We start from the raw sequence: 18,482 nt of genomic DNA, 5'->3' as shown, positions 1-18,482 counted from the left end.
ATCATGCTTGCCACCTGAAAAAATTTAGAGATTGGTAATGACAACGTTGAAAAATGATCGTTTTTTACGAGCTTTGTTACGTGAACCTGTAGACACCACACCAGTATGGATGATGCGTCAAGCAGGACGTTATTTACCAGAATATCGTGAAACTCGTGGGCAAGCAGGGGATTTCCTTTCCTTATGTAAAAATGCAGAATTTGCTTGTGAGGTGACTTTACAACCTTTGCGTCGTTATGAGCTTGATGCTGCGATTTTATTTTCAGATATTCTCACTGTGCCTGATGCTTTAGGTTTAGGGCTGTATTTTGAAACTGGAGAGGGTCCAAAGTTTCATAAAACTGTGCGTACTGAACAGGATGTCGCAAATTTACCAAAGCTAAATGCAAAATCTGATCTCGCTTATGTGATGAATGCAGTCTCTACAATTCGATCAGCATTAAATGGGCAAGTTCCTCTGATTGGATTTTCAGGTAGCCCTTGGACTTTAGCAACGTATATGGTTGAGGGTGGTTCGAGCAAAGAGTTTCGTTTCCTTAAGCAAATGATGTATGCCCAGCCAGAAGTGTTACATGCTTTACTTGATCATCTTGCTGATTCAGTCATTGATTATCTCAATGCGCAAATAGATGCTGGTGCACAGGCGATTCAGATCTTTGACAGTTGGGGTGGTGCGCTTGCTCACCGTGAGTATGTCGAGTTCTCGATGAATTACATGACCAAAATCATTGCTGGGCTGCAACGTGAAAAAGATGGACGCCGTATTCCAATTATCGTGTTTACTAAGGGTGGTGGGCAATGGTTAGAAACCATCCTCACGACTGGTGCCGACGCAGTTGGTTTGGACTGGACCACACCGCTTTATACAGCGCGTGATGTGGTTGCTGGTCGTGCCGCTTTGCAAGGAAACTTGGACCCAGCTGTACTTTATGGCTCAGCAGCATCGATTGAAAAAGCAGTGAAAGCAATGCTTGACGATGCATATGCCAATGGTGAAAAAACAGGTTATGTTGCAAACTTAGGTCATGGCATTACTCAATGGGTTGACCCTGCACAACCTAAAATCTTTGTTGATACTGTACATGAATACAGCCACAAATATTTAGGCTGATATTTTTAAACGCATTTGAAGGGCGGATTTTGTGCAGTTAATTGGATTGGTACTCAGTTTTTTGACTAAGGCAGTTTCGGCTGCTTTATTCGGTATATTGCTTTTAATTGCATTTGCATTAACCGCCCCGATGGGTAGCCATGAATATTATGGCTTCTTTCGCTATGACTATCTGTTGTTTTATGCCTTAGTGATTCAGGTTTGCTTGTTGTATTTAAAGCTCGAATCATGGGAAGAAGCCAAAGTTATTGCTTTGTTTCATATCATGGCAATGGGAATGGAAGTTTTTCTAACTCATCCTGCCATTGCCTCTTGGCAATATCCGCAACCTGCTATTTTAAAATTATTAACAGTGCCTTTATTTGCTGGTTTTATGTATTCGGCTGTAGGCAGTTTTTTTGCTCGATCATTGCGATTATATCAAGTTTCTTTTGAGAACCTACCCACTTTCGGCAATATGCTGTTATTGGCGGTGTTGTCGTATTTTAATTTCATGAGCAAGTTTTTTATTCCAGATACTCGTATGGGTCTGTTTATTTGGAGTGTGTTGATTTTTTGGAAAACCAAATTGTATTTCCAACTGGATCAGTATCGTTTTAAAATCCCGATGTTGTCTGTTTTACTGTTGCTCGCATTTCTCATATGGATTGCGGAAAATATCAGTACTTTTTATAAAATTTGGCTTTATCCGAGTCAGGTCAATAATTGGCATATGGTGGGGTGGGGAAAACTTGGTTCTTGGTATTTATTACTCCTGTTAAGTCTGGTATTGGTACTTAAAATCTTAGGGACTAGGGACAAAAATGGAACTTGGCGATTGAACTAAATAGGCATGTCTTTAATTTAATCAATTTATTTATAAACGGATCTGTATAAATATTTCAGCGATATTTCAAATTTCATTTGCTAAAAAAGTTGAACCTCGCTATTTTATTTTGTGTGTGTGACTTTCACTGCACGATAGCAATAACAAATATTGAAGAATAATTGATACTGGAGACTTTCTTATGTTAAAAAAAATTGCATTAGCTGCATTACTCGCTGCTGGTTCAACCATGGCAATGGCTGATAATGATGTTGGTTGTGGTGTTGGTACACAGGTATGGGCTGGTAAAAAAGGTGTTGGACCTAAAATTCTTGCTGCGACCACCAATGGTATTTTTACTAACCAATTATTAGGTATTACTTTCGGTACTTTAGGTTGCCGTCAAGGTGGAACTGTTACTGCACAAGTTGTGACGTTTACCAATGAAAATGCTGAGTCTTTAGCGCGTGATATGGCGGTAGGTCAAGGCGAAAGCTTAAATGTACTTGCTGAACTTATGCAAATTAAATCAGAAGACAAGGCACGCTTCTTCGCAGTATCTAAAGCAAACTTTGCTGAGATTTACTCAAGCGAAAATCAACATACACTTCAAGTTTTAGATTCATTACAAAGTGTAATGGCAAATGATGACGTATTAAAAGCTTACGTTTAATCAGAAATGGTAGTGAACCCTGTCTTTTTGACAGGGTTTTCTTATATGGAAATTCTAAAAATATATTGTTGATGTGAATGAAATTAGCTACTTTTGCGATTGCGACTTTGATGTGCCATTTTGCACATGCGACTGTTACACCAAATATTCAAAACTATCTTAACCTTGCTGAACAAAAACAATTAGATCAACAGATCACTTGGCAACGCTTAATGTATGCGGACCAATCTGGAAAAAGTGAAGTTGACTATCAAGGTTACTTTTATGCAGAACAAGGTAAAACTGATTTAAATAACGAATTACAAGCAGATATAAAAGCATTATTTCTAGAGTCAGCAGATAATCAGTCATTTCGATGCAAGTTTCCTGCGCGTAGTCGTTGGTTGATGCAACAGTTAAATATTGATGTAAAACATCTACCAGCGGTGAATTGCCCTGAATTTGAAGAATGGATTAATCAGATTAATCCTTATAAAGCGACATTGATTTACGCAACCGATTTTATGGGCAATCCAAGTTCAATGTTTGGGCATACCTTATTGCGTTTAGACCCAAAAGATCAAAAAGAATTAAATTTGGTTTCTTATGCAGTGAATTATGCTGCAACTGTTAACAACCAAGATAACTGGTCTTATGCGTGGAAAGGCTTAACTGGGCAGTATCCAGGTGAATATTCATTGATGCCGTATTATCGGAAAGTAAAAGAGTACGGTGATTTTGAAAGTCGTGATTTGTGGGAATATGAGCTGAATTTAACCGCTGAAGAAACGCGTTTCTTGGTTGAACATATTTGGGAAATGCAGCATGTGAGCTTTCCTTATTATTTTGTCAGTGATAATTGTGCTTATCGCTTGCTGGGGTTAATTGATTTAGTTCGTCCAAATCTAAACTTAAAGGCTCAATTTAATTATGCCGCGATTCCAATTGAGACGCTTAAAGCTGTAGAGCAGCAGAATTTGGTTAAAGACATTGTTTATCGTCCTGCATTAGAAACGCAATTGCTTGCCCAAGCAAAACAACATGGCACAGCTTTAGCCAAAGTCGCACATCAAGTTGCATTTTCACCGATCGAACCAGTCTCGGCTGTCTTGGCATCTTATAGCCCCCAAGATCAGGCTAAAATCCTAGAAATGGCATACGATGATTTGTACTTGCAATATATTAGCAATAAAGCAGACGGTGATGTCGCTCAAGTTCATTTACGACAATTATTGGCTAAACGTAGCCAGATTCAGATCGATAAACAACGCCAAGAACCTGCACGACCAAAGATTCAACCTGTTGAAGGGCATCATGCTCGAAATCTATCTATAAATGTAGGTGAGGTGCAAGGACAAAAGTTCGTTGAGTTGGGGCATCGTCAAGCCTATCACGACCTTATTGATCCATCTGGTGGCTATCGATTGGGTACACAGCTACTGTTTTTAAATGGTGCACTACAATACCGTGATGACCAACTGAAACTTGAACACTTAGATCTATTGGCTGTGAATTCTTATAACCCGATTCAGCCATTTAAAGCGCCACTCACATGGGGATTTAATTTAGGTTGGAAGCAAGAAGCCGTCGAAAAAGGACAGTTTAGCCAAGATCAGCAACATGGTGTTATGAATCTGAATATGCAAGCGGGCTATAGTTTGGCGGATTACGATCGTCAACATCTCTGTTATGCACAATTGCAAGGGCATCTGCAAGCTGGAAGCGCATTAGACAAAGGTTGGCGTGTTGGAGTAGGACCAACATTGGGTTGTATGAATCAATGGTCTGATCAGTGGAACAGTTTGCTACAAGTTGAGTTGCCTTACTGGCAGCATCAAAGTCAATGGAATCTAAGAATAGGAACGCATGTTCAGTATAGTTTGAATGCGAATAATGCACTGCGTTTGAATTGGCAATATGAACAGCAAGATCACAAAGATTGGACAAAATTGGGTTTAGGGTATGTTCGGTTTTTCTAGATATTGGGTTGAGATGGCGTGGTCATAAGTGATCACACTTCTACAATGACATAGTATTTTTTAACTGCTTCTACCACTTCAAATGTACCAACAAATGCAGGAGGAATAATTCCCGCATTGCCAGCAGTCACCTCAATAAAAGAGTGGTTTTTTGCATCATGAATGCGCACCACACCTTCAATAACCTGAAAAAATTCTTGTTTATTGTCTGCAAATTGGATGTTCCAAGCACCCACTTCACACTGCCAAATGCCACAGCTCATATGCGCATGTTCATATAGGCTATAAGTCAAACGTTCAGGATTGCCTTTAACTAAGCGGTCAGGGCGAGGGTAGTCTACACTGGCTTGATTCGGTGTTAAATCACCATGACCTGCTAAGTAAATAGATGACATATTATTCATGCTCAGATCGGTTATTAATAACTTTCAGGAACTGCACTCAAAAACTCACGACGTGCATCTTTATCTGTTTTAAACTCACCTACGAAAGAAACGGTACGCGTGGTTGATTCTTGTTTACCCACACCGCGCATCATCATACACATATGCGCTGAGTCGATGACCACAGCTACACCACGTGCTTGAGTGACTTCGGCAACGGCTTCTGCGATTTGCTGGGTCAAGTTTTCTTGAATCTGCAAACGACGTGCGAACATTTCAGTAATACGCGCAAATTTTGATAAGCCTAAAACCTGACCTTCAGGTAGATAAGCAATATGCACGCGACCATAGAATGGGAGAAGGTGGTGTTCACAAAGCGAGTAAAACTCGATGTTCTTCACCAATACCATTTCATGGTTATCGGAAGGGAAAACCGCATTATTGGTTACTTCTTCAAGCGTTTTACTATAACCAGAGGTTAAAAAAGAAAAAGCTTTAGCCGCACGCATAGGGGTATCTTGTAAGCCCGGGCGAGTTAAATCCTCACCAACGGCAGTTAAGATGTTTGCGTACGATTGCTGCATAGACATAACAATGTTCACTTAGGTGGGTTGAACAAAACGGGAATTGTATCAGAAAACGATTGAAAAAATTAATTTTGAACCAAATGCCGATTATTGTTTGTACTTTGGGTTCTTTTCTGCGCGTTTAAGCAGCACGAGAACCGCGCCAGTACCGCCTTGGGTCTCAGGTGCACTGACAAAAGCGAGTACATCGCGATGTTGTCTGAGCCATCCATTGACATAGGTTTTTAAAATCGCTTCTGGGCCTTTGCCGTGTACAATTTTAATGACATTTTGATTTTCATCTTTTGCCATTTGGATAATTTGTAATACCGCAGCGCGTGCTTGTTCAACGGTACAGCCGTGTAAATCGACCGCTTCAAACCAGCGAATTTTACCTGCTTTGAGGTCTTCAAAAACTTTGTGCTGCAAAGTGGCGATGCGATAGCTGAGCGTGGCTTGGCTTGCGACAGGGTTTAAGATGGCTTGGGTATCAGAGATTTCTGCTAATTCATGTTCAGTTGAGCCTTCAGCCGCAGCGCGTTTTGCTAAAGTTTGTGCATCTACTTTTTTGCGACGAGCAGGTTTAACATCAGCAATATTGTCATTGGCGATCGGTTTTACACCCTGTAGTGCTTTTTTAAAAAGCTCAGTGTCTTCTAATTCTTCAGCAACGGCTTGTACCTTTTTCGATTCGGCTTGTTGCTCGATCTTGCTCGTTTGTGGCTGAGAGATTTGCTTTTTAAATTGTTTCAGTAAATTAAACTGATCTTTAGAAAGCGATGAATCATGTTTGCTCATAATTTCAGTTAAATATGCGAGATAGGAGATAGGTGCAAAATTATAGTCTGAATCTGCTGAGATTTGAACTGAATTGCAATTAAGTAACGGATTTGATGCCAAAGGTAGGGCTCTTCAATATGCTTAATATTTCGAGTAGGCTTTAAACATTATTTAAAATAATAAAATAAAAGCATCAGACAATAACCATTGTGTAATTTAAAGTTAGATAGATGATTTTTTCCAAGTTAAAAATATTTCTAACATTGCATTTTTTTTTACCAAGCAAACATCACGATATGAGTAATATTTTTCATAGTCATTTCTAATTTGGCTATTTTCAATCCTACAAGCCAAATTGTTAATAAATGGTCTACCTTGCTCTAAATATTCTTGAATTGCTCTCTGGTCTAGAATGATAGTTTTTTCCCAACTCGTGGCTTGGTTATTTACAATAACATTGAGATATATACCTTCATTGTCTTTATAAAGCTCCCATAAGTAAGGTTCTATTTCTATTAAATGCATATTAGTTTTACCTTGATTTTGAAACTCACAAGAAGATGCCCATGTATTATTATTTAAAATCATGATATTTGATCGTAAAAAAAGCCAAATCTATTCAGATTTGGCTTTGCGTATTTAGGTGATAAATCTAAACCAACTCAGGCTCGCCAAATAATTCAGCAAATGCTTGATCAGGACGAGGCTGTTTCATAAAGCTTTCACCAACAAGGAAAGTATGAATATCGTTGGTTTGCATCATTTCAACATCAGCAGGCGTGGCAATTCCACTCTCAGTGACCAAAACACGAGAAGCTGGCAGTAATTTCTTTAAACGCAATGATGTATTTAAATCCACATCAAAGGTTTTGAGATTACGGTTATTCACACCCAAAATACATCGCTCAGAAAGCTTTAAAGCGCGTTCCAGTTCATATTCATCATGTACTTCAACCAATACGTCAAGCTGATGCTCAAATGCAGTCTTAGACATTTCTTCAAGCTGTTGATCAGATAAACATGCCACGATCAATAAAATACAATCCGCTTGTAATGCACGGGCTTCAACAACATTATACGGATCAACCAAGAAATCCTTACGTAATGCAGGCAAGGCACAATGATTGCGTGCGATCGCAATATTTTCATCAGCACCTTGGAAGAAATCCACATCGGTCAGAACTGATAAACAGGCGGCACCAGCTTGTTCATATTGTTGTGCAATTTCAGCAGGATTGAAGTTTGCACGAATGATGCCTTTTGATGGTGAGGCTTTCTTAATTTCAGCAATTACAGCAGGGCGTTTATGCTGTAAAGCTTTGGCAAAACCACGCACAGGAGTTGCTTCTTTCGCCCATTGTTCAACATCATGCAAGCTACGTTGTTTTAAACGTGTAGCAAGTTCCTCATGTTTGCGGTCAACAATTTTACCTAAAATGGTATTTTGAATATCGATCATGAGAAATCCTTAGTCTGCCTGATATTGTTTCAATGTTTTGGTAAATTCAGCCAAGATACTCATTTTTTCTAGGGCTTGACCGCCGTAAAGAATATCTTGTGCCAGTTCAACCGCTTGTTTATAGGTTTTAGTGAGTCCTGCAACATAAATCCCAGCGGCTGCGTTCAGCGCAATCATATTTGCGGCTTTTTCACCAATTTCAGATTTGTTACGGCCTAAAGCATCTTTGATCAGCTTTAAGCTTTCTTCAGAACTATTTACCACTAAACCAGTGAGTGTTTGAGATGGAATCCCGACATCATCAGGGGTCAACATCCATTCTGTAATTTCGCCATCTTTTAATTCAGCAACTGCGGTTGGTGCTGCGAGACTAATTTCATCTAAACCATCTTTAGAATGTACAACCAATACATGTACAGCGCCAAGCTGTTTTAAAACTTCTGCGATTGGTCGGCAAAGCTCATCTGAAAAGACACCAATGACAAAACGATTTACGCCCGCAGGATTGGTTAAAGGTCCCAATAAATTGAAAATACTACGAATGCCTAGTTCACGACGAGGAGCAACTGCATATTTCATTGCTTTGTGGTGATTGGGTGCAAACAGAAAACCCACGCCCATTTCACGGATACAACGTTCAGTTTGTTGCATGTCCAGATCAAGCTGGATGCCCATTTGTTCAAGCACATCAGATGAGCCAGACTTACTCGAAACACCACGATTTCCATGTTTAGCAATGGTTGCACCAGCTGCTGCAACTACAAAGCTTGATGCTGTAGAGACATTAAATAAGTTCTGACCATCACCGCCCGTTCCGACGATATCAACGAGATGTGGAATATCACTGACATCAATTTTAATGGCGAACTCACGCATGATCCGTGCTGCAGCAGTGATTTCATCAATACTCTCACCCTTCATACGCAACCCCATCATTAGCGCGCCGATTTGAGCATCGGTTGCTTCACCTTGCATAATGCTGCGCATGACATTTTCCATTTGCGACTGGGTCAAATGAATGTTTTTAGTAATGTGATTGAGTGCCTGTTGGATATTCATAGTCATGAGTTACAGCATTATGATTGATTAAAAATTTAAGAATAGAATAGGGGTTGATCGCAATGGGTTCGGTATGACCTTGGTGTAATACATGCTTTCAAAGCGAGTGAGTTATGTTATCAGAAAATAATGCAGATTTTATAGGCTTTAAATAAAAACTATGTGATGCCTTAAATTTAAACATATTGCTATAATTTTCAACTATTATGCTGTTTTTGGTCTATACAATTTTTTACTGAACTATTCAATTTGTCTTTATGAGAATTTTAACATGCGTGTCAGTCAACTTTTTCATTATCCAGTGAAGTCATGTCGAGGCAATAAATGCATTGAAATGGAAATTGATGCCTTTGGGCCACAGTGGGATCGCCGATGGATGATCGTTGATAAAGATGGTCGTTTTGTTACGCAAAGGCAAGTTGCTGAAATGGGACAAATTGGGGTGTCTATTTCTTCTGCAAGTGTAAGTTTTAGTTATCAATCTGAACAGATCGAACTGAGTATGCTTGAAGCGCAAGGCCAAAAAGATGAACGTTTAGTGACCGTATGGCGCGATCAGCTTATTGGAAATCGTATTGATCATCCAGTGAATGCTTGGTTGAGTCAAAAACTGGGGCGAGAAGTGCAACTGGTTTATATGCCGCAAGAGACTGTTCGCCAAGTTGATTTGGAATATGCAGAGCTAGGGGATCGAGTCGGTTTTGCTGATGGTTTTCCATTTCTGATCATCAGTGAAGCATCGGTAGAATTTCTTGCTGAAAAAGTCGGTTATCCACTGGATGTGCAGCGATTTAGACCGAATATTGTGATTTCTGGATGCGAAGCATTTGCCGAGGATCAATGGAAACAGATTCAAATTGGTGAAGTGACGTTTGATTTGGTTAAACCGTGTTCGCGCTGTGTTATTCCAACCATTGATTTGGAGACGGGTCAAAAGCAGCCAGCAGTGATGCAGGCGATGTTGGCATATCGTAAGCAGGGAAATAAGGTCATGATGGGACAAAACGCCCTGCATCGAGGAGAAGGGATGATTGCAATTGGACAAGAAGTTCAGATTCTAAAGACGGTGTAGCTGCATTTTAGTTTTGATTTATCGGCTGAAAAAAATGCCAATCGATTGGTGTCGATTGGCATAATCATTTCTAGGTTTGTTGAGGCTGATCATCTACAGGCGTTCTGACGCCCAATATTTGACTGGTTGCTGTACCAGCAGTCATAGAGCCATTCACATTCAGGGCAGTGCGTCCCATATCAATCAGTGGTTCGATTGAGATCAGTAAAGCAACAAGGGTGATTGGTAGGCCCATGATTGGCAAAACAATCAGCGCTGCAAAGGTTGCGCCACCACCAACACCAGCCACGCCGATCGAGCTAAGTGTAACGATGACAATCAGTTGTGCAATCCACAGCGGATCAAGGGGATTGATGCCGACAGTTGGTGCGACCATCACCGCGAGCATTGCTGGATATAAACCAGCACAACCATTTTGTCCAATCGTTGCACCAAACGATGCAGAAAAGCTGGCAATACCTTCAGGTACACCGAGTTGCTTAGTTTGGGTTTCAATATTCAGAGGAATACTGGCTGCACTTGAACGACTAATAAAGGCAAAGCTTAAAACAGGGAATGCTTTTTTAAAGAAATCGATAGGGTTTACGCGTACGAATAGTAATATAAGCGCATGTACGAGTAACATGATCGCCAGACCCAAATAAGATGCAATGACAAACTCACCTAATTTAACAATATCCGCTAAATTTGCAGTAGCGACCATTTTGGTCATCAATGCAAGAACACCGTAAGGCGTAAATTGCATAACTAAACGGACGAGGCTAATAACCAGTGCTTGTAGCGCTTCGATACCATGACGGATTCGTTCGCCATTCACAGTATCTTTTTCCATGAGTTTAAGTGCGGCAACGCCTAGAAAAGCAGAAAATATGACGACACTAATAATTGCAGTCGGACGAATCCCTGTTAAGTCAGCAAAAGGATTTTGTGGGAACAATGAAAGCAATAATTTGGGTACATCTAAGTCTGCAACTTGACCCACATATTGACTTTCTATTGCAGCTAAACGTGCGGTTTCTTGTGCGCCTTGAACTAAGCCCTCAGCTGTTAGACCAAATAAATTGGTAATACTTGCCCCAACGAAAGCAGCGATTGCAGTGGTTGCTAATAAAATCCCAATCACCAATACACTGATTTTTCCGAGAGAGGTGGTTTGGTGTAATTTGATCACCGCACTTAAAATTGAAATAAAAATGAGTGGCATGATCACCATTTGTAACAGTTGCACATAACCATTACCGACAATGTTGAACCATGCGACAGAATGTTCCAGAATTTGACCATCACCATAAATGGTTTTGAGTGCTAAACCGAAGAAAATACCAACCACCATACCGATCAGTACTTTTTTGGCTAGACTCCAGTCATGTCGATAGGTAAAAAACAATCCTGCTAGCAGCAGGATAAAAACAAGAATATTCAATAAAACTAATGTATTCACAATAAGTATCCTGATCTTTGCTTCAGGCGAAGTGTGCTAAAAAATGACTTAGGATTTTAGCACCCGATTGTTGTTTAACTTAATCATTCCTATCACTATGCTTAATCTAAAAAATGAAAAAGCAACTAATGAATGTTGCAAACAGCAGTTAAATTAATTTTTTAAAACATGTGAAAAGTGTATTAATTATTGAAAAATAATGATTTGTTTTAAATTGAAACTTTTTCGATTAATTTTAAAACTGGAAATTTTGCCTGTATGTATAGGTTGTATATGCTTTTTATATGTTCAAAATAAAAACAGCCTATTCATTTAAATAGGCTGTTGGAACTATAAATCTGAAACTAAATATCCGTTTAAGCGTAAATATCGAGGAAGTTTTTGAAAATCTGATGACCATGTTGGCTCAAAATAGACTCAGGATGAAACTGAACCCCTTCAATTGGCAGTGTTTTGTGTTTTACGCCCATGATTTCTTCAATCGTACCATCTGTTTGATTGGTCCAGCACGTGACTTCTAAACAGTCAGGAAGCGTTTCTTGCTCAATCACTAAGGAATGATAACGTGTGGCAGCAAAAGGCGAAGGCAAATCACTGAAAATGCCTTTATCACTATGATGCATATCGGATAAGCGCCCGTGCATCACTGTTTTTGCACGAATAATATTTCCGCCGAAAGCCTGTCCAATGGCTTGATGACCTAAACAGACACCGAGTAAAGGAATTTTCCCTGCAAAGTGATTGATTGCAGGAATGGAAATTCCTGCTTCGCTTGGAGAGCATGGACCAGGACCAATCACCAGATATTTCGGCTGCCATCGCTGTATATCCTCTAATGTGACTTGATCATTACGAACAACTTTTACTTCTTGATTCAACTCGCCAAAGTATTGAACGATGTTGTAAGTAAATGAGTCATAATTGTCAATCATTAGAAGCATTTTAGATTCAACCTATTGATTATATTTGATATTTTAACATGTGGTCTTGTTTATTACCGACATTGTTACTCACTTTAATAAAACTGGCTATGTATAAATAGAAAAGCCACTTTATTTAAGCGGCTAATGTATCAGATTTTGATTCCCTTGTGACCACCTCATTCACGTATGAATCGAGGTAGTAGCTAAAATGGTATTTACGACGGTCGTGAGGTCAGTGTGGGGTTGGAAGCTTCTATTAACCAGATACAAGCGTTTCACATTCAGTTTAAAAAGAACCGCCTAAGTGATGGATTTTAGCGACAAAACATTCTGTAAAACGCAGGAAACAGCGAGATAAATATTTTATTGTGTAGTTATTCTTTAAAAAATCATTAAAAACATTTCATATTTTATTGACGCAGTTCACACTTTTATTTATATTTGAGACTTACTTTAATAAAAAAGTAAACAACAATAACCTTAATTCAGCGCAAAACAAGAATCAAGGTGAAACCCACTCTCTTTTAGAGGGTGGGTTTTTTAATGGGTGAGATTCATGACTGAAAGTAAAAAAGAGCAGTGCCTTTAGCTGATTTGTGTATTGATCAGTATTACATTGTGAGTGATTTAAAAAGTATTGTAGTCGAGCCTTAGAGCTTGATGAGCTAACGTCTGCAATCAGAGCAATGAGCTATTGGGCAAGCATTTAAACATGTTTAGTGACAGGGTTGAGCACCCATACAAGCACATAAGACAGGGGCGCGATAATATGCTTCTGCTCAATCAGTAAAAGTGTGATTATAACTTTCTGAAAATTTTAACTTTATTGTGCTTTTTATTTCGATGAATCTATTTATAAATTGATACGATTCAATATCCATGCGTATGAAGGAGGATTGAGATACAGAGGGTAGGAAATAATCGTAACAAAAACAAATGATCAATGGTGAATATTTCGAGAGCAGATGATTTTTACATAGATAAAGTGACCGACTAAAATTGTGTTTAAAAAGACCAATAAATTTTTATAATTGAAAGGTTTGAAAAAATAAATGACAAGTGAATCGAAAGTCTAAATGAATTGAATGGAATCAAGTTGAAAAGAATGATATAAAAACTCAGTTTATGCTAAAGAATGGCGTAATTGGCACTACATTAGTTCTTTGATATGTATTTATGCACCATTTTGGATCGCATTGTCTATTTTGGGGATGCATTAAAATAGAAATGTTTAAATATGGTGCATTTGCAAATAATGGGCAAGATATATAGATATTGAACATGGAGCTTAAATCATTTTTTCTGCAAAGAATTTCAATGTTTTAGGTACGCTTTTAAATTGTTGGTATGATAATTGCTGTTTATACACCAACAACTAACACGCACTTAACGAGTGCATAAAAATTCATTGGAGCAAATGAGCATGGCGAACAAGGTCCTTCAACTCATCAAAGAAAGCGGCGCAAAATGGGTCGATTTTCGCTTTACTGATACCAAAGGTAAAGAACAACACGTAACTTACCCAGCTGATACGATTGATGAAGATACATTTGAAGACGGTAAAATGTTTGATGGTTCTTCAATCGCTGGCTGGAAAGGCATTGAAGCATCTGACATGATCTTACGTCCAGACGCTGAAACTGGTTTTCTTGACCCGTTCTTTGCTGAGCCAACAGTTGTTGTGACTTGTGACGTAATCGAACCATCTACTGGTCAAGGTTACGAGCGTGATCCACGTTCGATTGCTCGTCGTGCTGAAGAGTATTTAAAATCTACAGGTATCGGTGATACTGCATTCTTTGGTCCAGAACCAGAATTCTTCGTTTTTGACGAAGTAAAATGGGACATCGACATGTCTGGTGCACGCCATACATTGATCGCTGAAGAAGCTGCTTGGTCTACAGGTAAAGACTTTGAAGCGGGTAACTCTGGTCACCGTCCACGTGTGAAAGGTGGTTACTTCCCAGTTCCTCCTGTTGACTCTCATCAAGATATGCGTGCTGAAATGTGTGCACGTATCGAAGACATCATGGGTCCAGGTCGTGTAGAAGTACATCATCACGAAGTTGCATCTTGCCAGTTAGAAATTGGTGTGAGCTTCAATACTTTGGTTCGCAAAGCAGACGAAGTTCAACAATTCAAATATGCAGTTTGGAACGTTGCTCATCAATATGGCAAAACTGCGACATTCATGCCTAAGCCAATGGTTGGTGATAACGGTTCTGGTATGCACGTTCACATGTCGATCGCTAAAGATGGCAAGAACTTGTTTGCTGGTGATGAATATGCTGGTTTGTCTGAAATGGCATTATTCTTCATTGGCGGTGTAATCAAACACGCTCGTGCCTTAAATGCGATTACTAACCCTTCTACAAACTCGTATAAGCGTTTAGTTCCACATTACGAAGCGCCGATTATGCTTGCTTACTCAGCACGTAACCGTTCAGCTTCTATCCGTATTCCATACGTTTCTAACCCTAAAGGTAAGCGTATCGAAGCACGTTTCCCTGATCCAATGATGAACCCATACTTAGGTTTTGCAGCATTGTTGATGGCTGGTATTGACGGCATCCAAAACAAAATTCACCCAGGTGAAGCTGCTGATAAGAACTTGTACGATCTTCCTCCTGAAGAAGAAGCGAAAATCCCAACTGTGGCGCACAGCTTAGATATGGCGATTGAAGCACTTGAAGCGGATCATGAGTTCTTGTTGAAAGGTGGCGTATTCACTAAAGAAATGCTTGATGCATACATCGAACTTAAAACTGATGATGTTCGTCGTCTTAACACGACAACTCACCCAGTTGAATTCGACATGTACTACAGCTTGTAATACATTCCGATTCAAAAAGCTCGCTTCGGCGGGCTTTTTTATTGAAAAATTCATGTAAACTCATAGGGTCTGTTGGCACTTCACAGATGCTTGCGACAGAGGACATTTTTTAGATGTTACAAGGCGGGGCGTATGAAATTTAGTGCTTCTAAATGAATACGAGCTAACGTAGTAACCTCAAAAAATGACCCTGTCCCGAAGGGTTATGTCTAAAACTTCCCCAAACTTCGTTATGAAACTTGACAAGGGTATCGCCATTGTCTACGTTCCATGCCTTGTTTGTGTGGTTTTAGCCTATAACGCATGCATGGCTGAAGTATCAGCAGACCCTTATGATGTTTTTAGTGAGCCGAGCATGCGCAATTTACAACCAAGTAGAATAAAGGGCAGGGACATTCCACCTGAATTAAAAAAATGGTTGTATGCATCGGGTTCACTCACTCAACAGCTCACTGACCTTGGCACAGGAGAGTTTCATGTTGAGCGAATTAAAGAGCAGTATCAACGCTTATTATTCGCCGATAGTCAGTGGATGAGAATGCCACATACGCATATTGCATGGGTTCGAGAAACTTACTTATATGGCTCAGAACAGCAGGCTTGGGTGAAAGCAAAAAGTATTTTTCCAATTTTAAGCTTACAAAAAAAAGCACGATTATTTAAACATATTAGAAATAAGCCAATTGGTTGGTTTTTATTTCAGCGAGCTAATCCAGCCTGCGAACGTCGCGTGATTTATCTCGCGGATGGCTGGACGCGGCAAAGTTGCTATACGTGGCATGGTTGCAAATTTATCGTACAGGAAACATTTTTGCCTGCATTTGAACAGTTTATTCGACAGCATTGACTCTAAGGGGCAACATGGAAACAGTGCAACAAACAACATGGCGACAGCGTTTAGCTGCATATTATTATTTATGTCGTTTTGATAAGCCGATTGGCACAGAACTGGTATTTTGGCCCACCATGTGGGCATTGTGGATTGCATCAAAAGGCATTCCTGATTTAAAAATATTATTAGTGATGTCACTGGGTGTACTGTTCATGCGGGCAGCGGGCTGTGCGATCAACGATTTTGCAGATCGTAAAGTAGATGCACATGTTGAGCGAACTAAAACACGTCCTTTAGCCACTGGGGTGATTCGAGCGCGGGAAGCCGTGTTTGTATTTTTAGGGCTGGTGGCAGCAAGTGCTTGTCTTTTATTTTTCTTGCCGATTGAAACTTTCTATTGGTCATTTGGAGCGTTATTTCTCGCTTTCATCTATCCTTTTATGAAGCGCTATACCCATTTACCTCAGGTGTTCTTGGGTGCTGCATTTTCTTGGTCGATTCCAATGGCTTATACCGCAGTTGGACAGACACCTGATTTAATTTGCTGGCTTTTGTATTTCGGAAATTTGGCTTGGACCGTGGCTTATGATACTCAATATGCAATTACAGACCGTGAATATGATTTGAAAATTGGTGTGAAATCTACCGCAATTTTATTTGGTCGATTTGATATACAAATTATAGGATCATTGCAACTGTTAAGTTTGGGTTTGATCGGTAGTGCACTTTATTTAGAAGATCTTTTAATTCCATTGGGACTGGTTGCATTATTGGTTGTTGCTGCTGATTTTATTTATCAAGCAGTTAAAACCAAAGATCGTGACCCTCAGATTTGTTTTTGGGCATTCCGTCACAATCGTTGGGCTGGAATGATAATTTTTATTGGAATTTTTTTAAGCTTCATATTTTAAAATGACTTATTAGTTGAAAAGTGTCCTATGCAGGGCACTTTTTTTATGCCTTAATAGAACCGCATGTAGTTTCATGCACAAAAAAATGACAAAGACTAAAAGGATATTTTATGAAACGGTCAAATATTGCTTTGGCGGTAACATTCTCTATTTCAGCATTATTTTTATCAGCATGTAATGATGATAAAGATTCAAACTCAAAAGTTGATCAGAATAGTAAATCTTTTGTTTCTGAAGCATCTTACACCTATGAGTCGGAAGGCTTGGTTGATTTAAGTGCGGCTAGTTCAATCAAAGTAATGAACTATAAGATGCCAAATGTATTGGGGAAGACGGTTGAAACTTCTGCTTTGGTATTGTTTCCAAAAATCGCAAAACCTAAAGATGGTTATCGAGTTGTAGTGTGGGCTCATGGAACTTTGGGGGTTGCAGATAAATGTGCACCAACCAATACACCATTAAATGCTAATTTTAAAAACTATACAGCAAAGAATTTGTTAGAGCAGGGATATGTAATTGTTGCGCCAGATTATGAAGGTTTAGGCGGAGAGGGTGAGCATCCTTATCTGAACATTCCAAGCCAAGCACGTTCAGCATTATATGCGGTTAAAGCAGCTAAAGAGCACTATGGTAATCAATTACAAGGCTCATGGATGTCTGTAGGGCAATCACAAGGCGGGCAAGCATCCTTGGGAATAGCTGAATATGCAAATAATGATGCGACTTATAAAGGGGCAATTGCAGGAGCACCAGCATCAAGTTTGGGTAAAATAATTTTGGAAGTGGCTCCAACAGCAATTAACTTATTGCCGCAGTCTGCTGCGATTGAGACGTATGCAACTTTGTTGTCTTATGCTGCTTTGGCTGGCGTGGGGATTACGGCTTACGAGCCTTCATTCAATTATCAAACAATGTTTGGTAGTGATAAGGCTAAAGAAATCGCTGGTTTAGCAAAGCAAGAATGTTTATCTGAACTGGTGGGGGTTTATAAAGAAGATATTCAAGCTTATATTGAAGAAAATCCAACAGCTAAGGTAACGGAGTATCCGGGTATAAATGCTGAAGCATTTCAGAAAGATGCTACGATTCAAAAATTTTTAACTGACTATAGTCAGCCAACAACCAAGAAATTGGATAAGCCTATTTATATTATCCAAGGTGTATACGATACCAACGTTCCATATGTAATTACAGAAGCACTATACAAAGCAATGTATAATTCTGGAACAGATGTGGCTTTAAAGGCTGTTGATATTGTACCAAGTCCTGCTAATCCTGTTGTGAATGGATCACATACTGGAGCAATTCTTGCAGCAAACGAGAGTGGGGAGCTAGTACAGTTTATTAAGCAAAATATGCCAGCCCAATAGCTCATTGATTAGTAAAAGAGTCTCTTTATTGAGGCTCTTTTTTTGTTATAGTGTCGCCTCGTTTGAAATATTACTTTTTGGAATCGGCTATGAGTCAAAATGCTGTTGAAAAAAGATCTGTACCATGGGTTTTGATGGGGTTGGGGTTGTTGATTCCAATTTTTATCGTTGGCATGGCCTTTCTAGCGGCGAAAAGTGATGCTAAAACTAAAAGAGAATATGAGCAGCAACGTGCTGAAATAGCAAAAAGATTTGAGCAACAAAAAAATGCAGAGCAAGAAGCTGCAACTTTGGAAAAATAATTCT

The 18,482-nt window shown here is 39.4% G+C and carries 18 protein-coding genes; 10 read left to right on the top strand and 8 right to left on the bottom strand.

Going from position 1 to position 18,482, the window contains the following annotated elements; translation table 11 throughout:
• The first annotated feature begins 37 nt into the window (after window positions 1-37).
• From hemE to MMO38_RS10920, 4 genes are all read left to right on the top strand, one after another.
• The gene (hemE, locus tag MMO38_RS10935; protein WP_004670515.1) at window positions 38-1,111 is read left to right on the top strand and encodes a uroporphyrinogen decarboxylase; all 1,074 of its coding nucleotides are present in this window, start codon (window positions 38-40) and stop codon (window positions 1,109-1,111) included.
• 31 nt (window positions 1,112-1,142) lie between these two features.
• Entirely contained in the window at window positions 1,143-1,937 is a 795-nt protein-coding gene (locus MMO38_RS10930) for a DUF817 family protein (protein ID WP_241323552.1), read from the top strand.
• Window positions 1,938-2,118: 181 nt separating this feature from the next.
• Entirely contained in the window at window positions 2,119-2,589 is a 471-nt protein-coding gene (locus MMO38_RS10925; RefSeq protein ID WP_004670517.1) for a DUF3015 family protein, read from the top strand.
• Window positions 2,590-2,666: 77 nt separating this feature from the next.
• Entirely contained in the window at window positions 2,667-4,547 is a 1,881-nt protein-coding gene (locus MMO38_RS10920) for a DUF4105 domain-containing protein (protein ID WP_241323551.1), read from the top strand.
• A gap of 32 nt (window positions 4,548-4,579) precedes the next feature.
• On the opposite strand, the gene MMO38_RS10915 is transcribed toward MMO38_RS10920, so the two are convergent.
• The 6 genes from MMO38_RS10915 to trpD all read right to left on the bottom strand — a co-directional run bounded on the left by MMO38_RS10915 (window position 4,580) and on the right by trpD (window position 8,794).
• Complete coding sequence (locus MMO38_RS10915; RefSeq protein WP_241323550.1) at window positions 4,580-4,942, bottom strand: cupin domain-containing protein; 363 nt, start codon at window positions 4,940-4,942, stop codon at window positions 4,580-4,582.
• A 23-nt stretch (window positions 4,943-4,965) separates the two neighbouring features.
• Window positions 4,966-5,514, bottom strand: a complete 549-nt coding sequence (gene folE / locus MMO38_RS10910; protein ID WP_005197658.1) for a GTP cyclohydrolase I FolE — start codon at window positions 5,512-5,514, stop codon at window positions 4,966-4,968.
• A 90-nt stretch (window positions 5,515-5,604) separates the two neighbouring features.
• Entirely contained in the window at window positions 5,605-6,294 is a 690-nt protein-coding gene (locus tag MMO38_RS10905; RefSeq protein ID WP_004670521.1) for a Smr/MutS family protein, read from the bottom strand.
• 204 nt (window positions 6,295-6,498) lie between these two features.
• Window positions 6,499-6,864 (bottom strand): hypothetical protein, encoded by a 366-nt coding sequence (locus MMO38_RS10900; RefSeq protein WP_241323549.1) that lies wholly within the window; start codon window positions 6,862-6,864, stop codon window positions 6,499-6,501.
• A 64-nt stretch (window positions 6,865-6,928) separates the two neighbouring features.
• The gene (gene trpC / locus MMO38_RS10895; protein WP_241323548.1) at window positions 6,929-7,735 is read right to left on the bottom strand and encodes an indole-3-glycerol phosphate synthase TrpC; all 807 of its coding nucleotides are present in this window, start codon (window positions 7,733-7,735) and stop codon (window positions 6,929-6,931) included.
• Between the two features lie 9 nt (window positions 7,736-7,744).
• The gene (gene trpD, locus MMO38_RS10890; RefSeq protein ID WP_241323588.1) at window positions 7,745-8,794 is read right to left on the bottom strand and encodes an anthranilate phosphoribosyltransferase; all 1,050 of its coding nucleotides are present in this window, start codon (window positions 8,792-8,794) and stop codon (window positions 7,745-7,747) included.
• A gap of 271 nt (window positions 8,795-9,065) precedes the next feature.
• On the opposite strand from trpD, the gene MMO38_RS10885 reads away from it, so the two are divergent.
• Window positions 9,066-9,866 (top strand): MOSC N-terminal beta barrel domain-containing protein, encoded by an 801-nt coding sequence (locus MMO38_RS10885; RefSeq protein ID WP_241323547.1) that lies wholly within the window; start codon window positions 9,066-9,068, stop codon window positions 9,864-9,866.
• Between the two features lie 70 nt (window positions 9,867-9,936).
• Here MMO38_RS10885 and MMO38_RS10880 read toward each other — a convergent pair whose 3' ends face one another.
• Together MMO38_RS10880 and MMO38_RS10875 are read right to left on the bottom strand one after the other, a co-directional pair.
• Window positions 9,937-11,307, bottom strand: a complete 1,371-nt coding sequence (locus tag MMO38_RS10880; RefSeq protein WP_241323546.1) for an L-cystine transporter — start codon at window positions 11,305-11,307, stop codon at window positions 9,937-9,939.
• A 356-nt stretch (window positions 11,308-11,663) separates the two neighbouring features.
• Entirely contained in the window at window positions 11,664-12,248 is a 585-nt protein-coding gene (locus MMO38_RS10875; protein ID WP_004670528.1) for an aminodeoxychorismate/anthranilate synthase component II, read from the bottom strand.
• Window positions 12,249-13,647: 1,399 nt separating this feature from the next.
• Here MMO38_RS10875 and glnA point away from each other — a divergent pair.
• From glnA to MMO38_RS10850, 5 genes are all read left to right on the top strand, one after another.
• Window positions 13,648-15,063 (top strand): type I glutamate--ammonia ligase, encoded by a 1,416-nt coding sequence (glnA, locus tag MMO38_RS10870; RefSeq protein ID WP_171063427.1) that lies wholly within the window; start codon window positions 13,648-13,650, stop codon window positions 15,061-15,063.
• Between the two features lie 355 nt (window positions 15,064-15,418).
• Window positions 15,419-15,910 (top strand): chorismate lyase, encoded by a 492-nt coding sequence (locus tag MMO38_RS10865; protein ID WP_241323587.1) that lies wholly within the window; start codon window positions 15,419-15,421, stop codon window positions 15,908-15,910.
• Window positions 15,911-15,924: 14 nt separating this feature from the next.
• Window positions 15,925-16,806 (top strand): 4-hydroxybenzoate octaprenyltransferase, encoded by an 882-nt coding sequence (ubiA, locus tag MMO38_RS10860; RefSeq protein WP_241323545.1) that lies wholly within the window; start codon window positions 15,925-15,927, stop codon window positions 16,804-16,806.
• A 110-nt stretch (window positions 16,807-16,916) separates the two neighbouring features.
• Window positions 16,917-18,176, top strand: coding sequence for a lipase family protein (locus tag MMO38_RS10855; protein ID WP_004638463.1), 1,260 nt, complete (start codon window positions 16,917-16,919; stop codon window positions 18,174-18,176).
• An 89-nt stretch (window positions 18,177-18,265) separates the two neighbouring features.
• Window positions 18,266-18,478, top strand: a complete 213-nt coding sequence (locus MMO38_RS10850) for a hypothetical protein (RefSeq protein ID WP_004638464.1) — start codon at window positions 18,266-18,268, stop codon at window positions 18,476-18,478.
• The last annotated feature ends 4 nt before the right edge of the window (window positions 18,479-18,482 follow it).

The sequence above is a fragment of the Acinetobacter sp. NIPH 1852 genome, assembly GCF_022549455.1.
In the GTDB taxonomy this organism is placed as follows: Bacteria; Pseudomonadota; Gammaproteobacteria; order Pseudomonadales; family Moraxellaceae; genus Acinetobacter.
The sequence above is the reverse complement of the archived record's forward strand: the minus strand, read 5'-3'. Positions and strand labels throughout refer to the sequence as shown.